Source organism: Sulfitobacter sp. HI0129, from assembly GCF_001635395.1.
In the GTDB taxonomy this organism is placed as follows: Bacteria; Pseudomonadota; Alphaproteobacteria; order Rhodobacterales; family Rhodobacteraceae; genus Sulfitobacter.
In genome coordinates this window covers 1-7,641 of record NZ_LWGH01000320.1, presented here as the reverse complement: position 1 = coordinate 7,641, position 7,641 = coordinate 1, and the positions used below count along the sequence as shown (strand labels likewise).

Here is a 7,641-nt window from a genome sequence, read left to right as displayed (position 1 = left end):
CCGGGGGCCAGCCCCCGGACCCCCGAAGTATTTCGGATCATGAGAAGGGGAATGGCGCGCGGGCGCGCGGAAATCGGAGAGTAGCGAGAGGGGGGATTTTGGTGGGTCGTGAGAGGCTCGAACTCCCGACATCTTCGGTGTAAACGAAGCGCTCTACCAACTGAGCTAACGACCCGCCGGGGTGTCTTAGCCCGAGCAGGTGGCGGGCTTCAAGCCCTTTATGACAAGAGTTCCTGCCTTCCGCCCGATACGCGGTAGACGACCCCCTGCCCGCCGCCCATATCTCGCAGCCGTTCGGGGGTCGATCCGGTCAGCAGAAGCCGCAGCATCCGGCTGGTGATCCCATGGGTCACGACGATGGCGGGCGTTGTAAGATCGGCGAGGAACCCCTCACACCGGCGCGCCAAGGCGCCGAACCCCTCACCGCCCGGTGCCAGTTCGTAGAGGGCAAAACCGTCCTCTGCGCCTGTTTCGGCCATCAGTTCGGCCCGATCCCGGCCCGCCCAGGTGCCAAGGCCGATTTCGCGCAGACGGTCATCGGTATGTATTTCATCGATCAAACCGTCGAGCGCCAGCGCCGCCGTGCGAAAGGCCCTGCCCTGCGGGCTGGAGATCGCGCGATAGCCGGTCAGGTCGAGGCGGGACAGTAGGGCGCGCTGGCGCGCGGCCTGAGCCACCCCTTCGGGCGTCAGGGTGCTGTCGAAACTGCCCTGCAGCCTGCCGGTGGCATTCCATTCCGTTTCGCCGTGGCGCAGGATCAGAAGTTCGGGAAAGTCTCTCAATCCGGCGTCTCTGCACGGGGACCGGGATGGATAGCAGGCCGGTCAACAAAAAGGGTGGATGGTGGGTGATAAGAGATTTGAACTCCTGACATCTTCGATGTGAACGAAGCGCTCTACCACTGAGCTAATCACCCGTGCCGTGCGAATTACTGAATCGCCGCCTCTCTTGCAAGGGGGGTGGCAGGATTTTGCCCTATCAGTCGCTATCGCCCTTGCCTTCTTCGCCCATGTCTTCCGGCTTTGCCTTGTCGGCCCCGAGGGACTGGCGCAGCTTGATGGTCAGGATACGCGCGTTGGCAAGCTTGCGCTCCTTGCGAATCTTGACGCGGCCGAGCGGCGGCAGGGCCAGTTCGCGGTTATCGGCCAGCGCCTCGGCCAGCACGTACAGCGCGGCTTCGACGACCGGCTTGGCGATCTTCTTCTTGGTGCCCGAACGTTCCACCACGGCGTCGACCAACTGCTTGCGCCGCATGACCGGCCCCATGATGACGGACTTGGGGCTTTCGACCACCGCGGCTTCGGCCCGTTTCGCCGCGACCGGCGTTGCGCCGTCGAGCGCCGACAGAGGTGCCTCCGCAGGCGCAGCGGATTTCGGCGTTTTCGCAGATGCCGCGGCCTTGGCCGCCGACGCAGCGGTTTTCGATTTGGTGCGGGGTTTGGGTGTGGATTTCGCCGATGTGCTCATGCTCTGCCTCGCCTGATGTTGTTTTCGTTATAGCGGCAATCTAGCGAGACGGGGCGAGAATTTCCATTGAATTGAGAACAGCTGCCTCAATGTCAGCGGTGCGCACAGAAAAGGGCGCCCGCCGGATGGCGGACGCCCTTTCGATTGTCGTGAGGCCGGGTCAGTGCGTGGTGGCTGAGCCACCTTCGGAAGATTTGGCCTTCAGCGCCGCCGCGGCGGCAGCTTCTTCCGCCGCCTCGTCCCAGTCAATTTCCTCCGGCTTGCGCACCAGCGCGTGCTCCAGCACTTCGGAGACATGGGCAACCGGAATGATCTTCAACCCCTCTTTCACGTTGTCCGGAATATCCGGCAGATCCTTCTCGTTCTCTTCCGGGATCAGCACCGTCTTGATGCCGCCCCGCAGTGCCGCGAGCAGTTTCTCCTTCAACCCGCCGATCGGCATGGCGTTGCCGCGCAGCGAAACCTCACCCGTCATCGCGATGTCCTTGCGGACGGGAATCTGGGTCAGCACCGACACGATGGAGGTCACCATGGCCAGACCGGCAGAGGGCCCGTCCTTCGGCGTCGCACCGTCCGGCACGTGGACGTGGATGTCCAAAGTGTCGAACTTCGGCGGCTTGACCCCGATCTTCGGCGAGATCGAGCGCACGTAGCTTGATGCCGCGTCGATGCTTTCCTTCATCACGTCGCCCAGCTTGCCGGTGGTCTTCATCCGGCCCTTGCCCGGCAGGCGCAGCGCCTCGATCTGGAGCAGCTCGCCCCCGACAGAGGTATAGGCCAGCCCGGTCACCACGCCGATCTGGTCGTCCTTTTCGGCCAAACCGTAGCGATGCTTTCGCACGCCGAGGAAATCGCCGAGATTCTCATCCGTCACGGTGATTGACTCGTCCTCTTTCTTGACGATGCGGGTCAGGGACTTCCGCGCCACTTTCGCGATCTCACGCTCAAGGTTCCGAACGCCGGCCTCCCGGGTGTAGTAGCGGATCATGTCGGTCAGCGCCGAATCCTCGATGCTGAACTCCTTGGCCTTCAGGCCGTGGTTCTTGATCTGCTTCTGCACCAGATGCTGCTTGGCGATCTCGCGCTTTTCGTCCTCGGTGTAGCCCGACAGGGGAATGATCTCCATCCGGTCGAGAAGCGGGCCGGGCATATTGTAGCTGTTCGACGTGGTCAGGAACATGACGTTCGACAGGTCGTATTCCACTTCGAGATAGTGGTCCACGAAGGTCGAGTTCTGTTCCGGGTCGAGCACTTCGAGCATGGCCGAAGCCGGGTCGCCACGGAAATCCTGACCCATCTTGTCGATCTCGTCGAGCAGGATGAGCGGGTTCGTGGTCTTCGCCTTCTTCAGCGCCTGGATGATCTTGCCGGGCATGGAGCCGATGTAGGTCCGGCGGTGGCCCCTGATCTCGGATTCGTCGCGCACGCCGCCAAGGCTGATGCGGATGAATTCGCGACCCGTCGCCTTCGCCACGGATTTACCCAAGGATGTCTTACCGACGCCCGGAGGGCCGACAAGGCACATGATTGGGCCTTTCATCTTCGTCGAACGCTGCTGAACGGCGAGGTATTCGACGATCCGCTCCTTGACCTTTTCCAGACCGTAGTGGTCGTCATCCAGCACCTTCTGCGCTTTCGACAGGTCCTTTTTCACGCGGCTCTTCACGCCCCACGGAATGGACAGCATCCAGTCGAGGTAGTTGCGCACCACGGTGGCCTCGGCGCTCATCGGGCTCATGTTCTTGAGCTTCTTGAGTTCCGCTTCGGCCTTTTCCTTGGCTTCCTTGCTCAGCTTGGTCTCATTGATGCGGGCTTCGAGTTCGGCAACCTCGTTCTTGCCGTCCTCGCCGTCGCCCAGCTCATGCTGGATCGCCTTCATCTGTTCGTTGAGGTAATACTCGCGCTGCGTCCGCTCCATCTGGGATTTCACGCGGGTCTTGATCTTCTTCTCGACCTGCAGCACGGACATTTCGCCCTGCATCAGGCCATAGACCTTCTCCAGCCGCTCGCTCACGCTGAGCGTTTCCAGAAGGTCCTGTTTCTGTTCGACTTCGATGCCGAGGTGACCGGCCACGAGGTCCGCCAGACGTGCAGGCTCAGCGGATTCGCTGACGGCACTCAGGGCTTCTTCGGGAACGTTCTTCTTGACCTTGGCGTAGCGCTCGAATTCATCGGCGACCGAACGCAGCAATGCCTGCGTCGTTGCCGCGTCGCCGGGCATCTCTGTCAGGTATTCGGCGCGAGCCTCGAAAAAATTGTCGTTGTCGAGATATTCGGTGATCCGCACACGCGCCTGCCCTTCGACAAGCACCTTCACGGTGCCGTCGGGCAGTTTCAGCAGTTGCAGGACGTTGGCCAGCACACCGGCCTTGTAGATGCCGCTGGAATCGGGGTCGTCATCACCGGGGTCGATCTGGCTGGACAGCAGAATCTGCTTGTCGTCGGCCATGACCTCCTCCAGCGCGCGCACCGATTTGTCGCGCCCCACGAAAAGCGGCACGATCATATGCGGGAAAACCACGATATCGCGCAGCGGCAAGACCGGGTAGGATGCGTTGAGAGGCTCTAACATGCTCTTATCCTTATGTTAGCAAGACGATCCGGGCCCCTGTATCAGGCAGCCTCCGCGTCTCCTGTTTCGGTTAGATATCTGTGTACCCGTCCGAGTGGTTTCAATCCCCCGCCGGGGGGAGGTCGATGCAACATGCCGCCCCGGCGGGTCCGTTGCAAGAATGGATCGCCCTCGGGCGCGCCTAAAGTTAACGTGGTCCGGGCATGAACCAGCCCGCGGGGCCGCGCGTTCTTGTGCGGCCCCAGGGTGCATCGCGATTACTGCGCCGCGATGTCCTGAAGCGTCGGATAATCGGTATATCCTTCGCGTCCGCCCCCGTAGTAGGTATCTGAATCGCCCTCGTTCAACGGGGCGTCGCGTTCCAGCCTTTCGGCCAAATCGGGGTTCGCGATATAGGGCCGTCCGAAGGCCACCAGATCGGCCTTGCCCTCTTCGACAGCATCAATCGCCATCTGCCGGTCGTAGCCGTTGTTGGCCATATAGGGCCCTTCGAAGATCTTGCGCAGCGAGGCGAGGCTTTCGCCTTCTTCAAGTTCACGCGAGCCGCCCGTCGCCCCTTCGACGAGGTGCAGATAGGCGAGGTTGAAGCGGTTCAGCTCGCGCACGACATATTCAAAGGTTTCCTGCGGATCCTCGTCCGAAATGCCATTGGCGGGCGAGAAGGGCGACAGACGCAGGCCGGTGCGGTCCCCGCCCCAGACCTTTGTGACGGCCTCCAGCACTTCCATCAGCAGCCGCGCCCGGTTTTCGACGGAACCGCCATATGAATCGTCGCGCTTGTTCGTCGCGGTCTTCAGGAACTGGTCCAGCAGATAGCCATTGGCCCCGTGCACCTCGACCCCGTCGAAGCCCGCTTTCTTCGCCATTTCGGCGGCGTGCACGTAGTCAGCGACCACGCGGGGCATCTCTTCGGTTCGCAGTGCACGCGGCTCCGATGTCGGCTCGAATCCATTTGCGGTGAAGGTCTTTACATCGGCGGCAATGGCCGAGGGCGCGACCGGGGCATTGCCCTCGGGCTGCAGCGACGTATGGCTGATGCGGCCGACGTGCCAGAGCTGCAGGACGATTTTCCCGCCCTCGGCATGGACCGCGTCGGTCACTTTCTTCCACGCGGCGACCTGCCCGTCGGTATGGATGCCGGGGGTCTGGAAATACCCCTTCCCTTCCGGCGAGATCTGGGTGGCCTCCGTGATGATGAGACCCGCGCCCGCACGCTGGGCATAGTAATCGACATGCATCTGCCCCACCTCTCCGGTGTCGTTGTCGGCGCGGTTCCGGGTGAGCGGGGCCATCACCACGCGGTTCTTCATCTCGATCGAACCGGCGGTATATGGCGTGAAAAGCTTTGCGGACATTACGGTCTCCTTTTGCATTGCGTAGGCTCGCAAGTAAGCGCGACGGGCGGCAGGACAAGGGAACGCATGGCCGCCAGTCGGTTGGGACAAGGCTCCTGCCACTCTGGTCGGGAAAAGACTTGATCATCGCAGCGGGCGCGGGAAAGGTTCTGGCGTGGCAGGGCAGATCGAAAGAAGGCAGGACGGCACGTGACACAAGGCACAACGACGAACGCGAGAAGCCGCGACCAGCAGCAATACAATCAGGCCCGCGACCTGTCGCACGGGGATCTGCTCGCCCATGCGGCGAAGACAACGGGCCGCCCGGTGCTGGAACTGGTCAAGGACTTCCGCACCATGGCCCGGCCGCCCAGTCGCCTGAACCTCGCCGAATATCTGCGCAACGGGCTGCATCATCCGGACCGGACCGATCCCGCCATGCGCGCGCAATATATCTCCAACAACCTGCACTGGCCCATCACGCATTTGTGCAACAATCAGGGCTGGACCGGCGCCGCCGAGGATAAGGTCGTGGCCGCCACCCTGCTTTCGGCAGCGGGCGTCACCGTCCCCGAAACCCTCGCCGTGATCGACCGCTCCCCCCGTATCTATCCCGGCATCGACAAGCTCGCCACGGCGGAGGACCTGCGCGCCTTCCTGAGCCGAAATCCCACAGGCGGGATCTTCGGCAAGATCGTGGACGGGATGGTCAGCCTCGGCGCCTTCCGCGTCGAGGCGGCGGACGATACCCATGTGCAATGCACCGGCCTGCCCGCGCTGACCTATGATACCTTCATGACGGATATCGTGGGCGACAATGCCTATGTGCTTCAGCGCCGTCTCGATACCCACAGCGCCCTTACTCCCTATGCGAGCGCACTGGCGACGGTGCGGATGGTCAACCTCGTACAGGACGACGGGGTTTTTTGCCCCATGGCGATCATCAAGCTGCCACAGGGCGGGAACATCGCGGACAACTTCTGGCGCGGCGGAAACCTCGCCTGCTCCATCGACGTGGACAGCGGGAAGATCGAAACGGTGGCGCGCCGCGCGGGGCCGGAGGTCGAATTTTTGCCCGATCATCCGGACACGCCCGGCCTGCTGGGGATGACCCTGCCGCTGTGGGACGAGTTGCGCGAGATGAACGCGCGTGCGGCCCTGACATTCGCACCGATCCGCTATCAGTCAACCGACATCGCGATCACCGATGCCGGCCCCGTTGTTGTCGAACTCAACTACGGGGGCGGCTTCGACCTGCCGCAATACGCCAGCGGCAGGGGGCTGCTCACCCCCGAGGTGCGCGCCTTCTTCGAAAGCTTCGGCTATGACTTCGATGCCCGGCCGAAACGGCGCAACCTCATCTCCCGGCTGCTGCGCCGGAAATAGCTGTCCGCGGCGTCAGAGCGGTTCGATATCGCCCGCCGCGCGCATGGCATGGAAATCGGCCTGCCAAGCCTCGAACCGCCCGGCGGCGATGGCCTGCCGCATGCCTGCCATGATCTCCTGATAGTAATGCAGGTTGTGCCATGTCAGCAGCATGGAGGAGATGATCTCCTGACTGCGGAAGACGTGATGCAGATAGGCCCGGCTGTAGCTGCGGCAGGCAGGGCAACTGCAACCCTCATCCAGCGGGCGCGGATCGTCCTGATGCCGCGCGTTCTTGATGTTCAGCACGCCATGGCGGGTAAAGACCTGCCCCGTCCGGCCCGAGCGCGAGGGCAGCACGCAGTCCATCATGTCGATGCCGCGCGCCACGGCGCCGACGATATCATCGGGTTTGCCCACGCCCATCAGGTAACGCGGCTTGTCCTGCGGCAGCTGCTCCGGCGCGTGGTCGAGGCAGGCGAACATCGCCTCCTGACCTTCGCCCACCGCCAGCCCGCCCACGGCGTAGCCGTCAAAGCCGATCTCGCGCAGCGCCTCGGCGCTTTCCCGGCGCAGGTCCTCCTCCAGCCCGCCCTGCTGGATGCCGAAGAGCATATGGCCCGGGCGGCTGCCGAAGGCTGCCTTGCTGCGGGCGGCCCACCGCATGGAAAGCTCCATGCTGGCGGCGATCCGGTCCCGCTCTGCGGGAAGCGCGGGGCATTCATCGAAGCACATCACGATGTCAGAGCCCAGAAGTGCCTGAATCTCCATAGACCGTTCCGGCGTGATCTCATGCTTCGAGCCGTCGATATGGCTTTTGAAGGTCACGCCCCGTTCCGTCAGCTTGCGCAGGCTCGCAAGGCTCATGACCTGAAAGCCGCCGCTGTCGGTCAGGATCGGCTT

6 protein-coding genes and 2 tRNA genes are annotated in these 7,641 nt (G+C 62.9%); 1 reads left to right on the top strand and 7 read right to left on the bottom strand.

The window, feature by feature from the left end; translation table 11 throughout:
* Positions 1 to 99: 99 nt before the first annotated feature.
* The 6 genes from A3764_RS07630 to A3764_RS07600 form a co-directional block, all read right to left on the bottom strand.
* Positions 100 to 175: transfer RNA gene (locus A3764_RS07630), tRNA-Val, on the bottom strand.
* Positions 176 to 218: 43 nt separating this feature from the next.
* Positions 219 to 782 carry a histidine phosphatase family protein gene (locus tag A3764_RS07625; protein WP_067921762.1) on the bottom strand — a complete coding sequence of 188 codons (564 nt, stop codon included), beginning with the start codon at positions 780 to 782 and terminating at the stop codon, positions 219 to 221.
* Between the two features lie 59 nt (positions 783 to 841).
* Positions 842 to 916 (bottom strand) — tRNA-Val (locus A3764_RS07620).
* A gap of 62 nt (positions 917 to 978) precedes the next feature.
* Positions 979 to 1,467, bottom strand: coding sequence for an HU family DNA-binding protein (locus A3764_RS25930; RefSeq protein WP_236628127.1), 489 nt, complete (start codon positions 1,465 to 1,467; stop codon positions 979 to 981).
* Between the two features lie 160 nt (positions 1,468 to 1,627).
* Positions 1,628 to 4,039, bottom strand: coding sequence for an endopeptidase La (lon, locus tag A3764_RS07605; protein WP_067921775.1), 2,412 nt, complete (start codon positions 4,037 to 4,039; stop codon positions 1,628 to 1,630).
* A gap of 257 nt (positions 4,040 to 4,296) precedes the next feature.
* Positions 4,297 to 5,394: an alkene reductase gene (locus tag A3764_RS07600; RefSeq protein ID WP_067921777.1), complete on the bottom strand. Its 1,098-nt coding sequence runs from the start codon at positions 5,392 to 5,394 to the stop codon at positions 4,297 to 4,299.
* A gap of 189 nt (positions 5,395 to 5,583) precedes the next feature.
* Here A3764_RS07600 and A3764_RS07595 point away from each other — a divergent pair, with 189 nt between their 5' ends.
* Positions 5,584 to 6,759: a sugar-transfer associated ATP-grasp domain-containing protein gene (locus A3764_RS07595; RefSeq protein WP_067921779.1), complete on the top strand. Its 1,176-nt coding sequence runs from the start codon at positions 5,584 to 5,586 to the stop codon at positions 6,757 to 6,759.
* Between the two features lie 12 nt (positions 6,760 to 6,771).
* Here the strand turns inward: A3764_RS07595 and tgt are convergent.
* Positions 6,772 to 7,641, bottom strand: an 870-nt coding sequence (gene tgt, locus A3764_RS07590; protein WP_067951418.1) for a tRNA guanosine(34) transglycosylase Tgt, incomplete at its 5' end; no start/stop codon positions are given.

Excerpts from the sequence above, each read along its gene's own strand:
- A3764_RS25930 (WP_236628127.1), bottom strand. The coding sequence starts at position 1,467 with ATGAGCACATCGGCGAAATCCACACCCAAACCCCGCACCAAATCGAAA.
- lon (WP_067921775.1), bottom strand. The coding sequence starts at position 4,039 with ATGTTAGAGCCTCTCAACGCATCCTACCCGGTCTTGCCGCTGCGCGAT.
- A3764_RS07600 (WP_067921777.1), bottom strand. The coding sequence starts at position 5,394 with ATGTCCGCAAAGCTTTTCACGCCATATACCGCCGGTTCGATCGAGATG.